Annotated in this window: 1 protein-coding gene; it reads left to right on the forward strand. The window is 43.4% G+C overall.

The genetic code is table 11. The features are described 5' to 3' along the window. Window positions 1-557, forward strand: a 557-nt coding sequence (locus tag A6049_RS32265) for a flagellin (protein ID WP_063568469.1), incomplete at its 5' end; no start/stop codon positions are given. Window positions 558-843 lie beyond the last annotated feature (286 nt).

An 843-nucleotide genomic window follows, 5' to 3' on the forward strand; every position in this document is an offset into this window, starting at 1 on the left:
TGGCTGTACAATCCGCTTCGGACACTAACGTTGCCGCTGACCGTACAGCTCTAAATGATGAGTTTACTCAGTTGACAGCAGAAGTTGGCCGTATCAAGGATACGACTCAATTTAACACGATGAACTTGCTTGATAAGAGTGCAGGGGCTGCGGGTGTATTGAAGTTGCAAGTAGGTGCTAACAAAGATCAAACTATCGATCTCAAGCTGGATACGGCAGGTGTCGATCTGACTGCTATTGAAACAGCTTTGAAAGCTGAGGCCATTACAGATCAGGCGAAATCAAGCACGGCAATCGCGACGTTAGATACTCAAATCGCATCCGTATCTTCGGGCCGTAGCTACTTGGGCGCGTTGCAAAACCGTCTGGAGCACACGATTAACAACCTAAACACATCGTCTGAAAACCTCTCGGCAGCGGAATCCCGCGTACGTGACGTGGACATGGCGAAAGAAATGATGGCACAAACCAAGAACAATATCTTGGCACAAGCTTCGCAAGCGATGCTGGCGCAAGCGAACCAACAACCACAAGGCGTTCTTCAATTGCTTCGTTAAATTAAACGGGTTTTTAAAAGATTCCTGGAAGAACATCTTCTAGGAATCTTTTTGAATTCAAAATTGATTTAAAATCATAAGGATATTTTTAAAAAAATACTTTAAAACTATAAAAAAAACTGGTTTAAAGTCGATATATATATTATGAGCTGGCGGACAGGACGGCCGACTTCAGAAACCAGCTCATTGTCATATAACAACCCACATGGATGTGGAAATAACCAATTTCAGGGAGGAAACACCTAATGATTATCAACCACAATATCGCAGCAATGAACACGCACCG

This window comes from Paenibacillus sp. O199 (assembly GCF_001636635.1).
Classification (GTDB): domain Bacteria; phylum Bacillota; class Bacilli; order Paenibacillales; family Paenibacillaceae; genus Paenibacillus; species Paenibacillus marchantiae.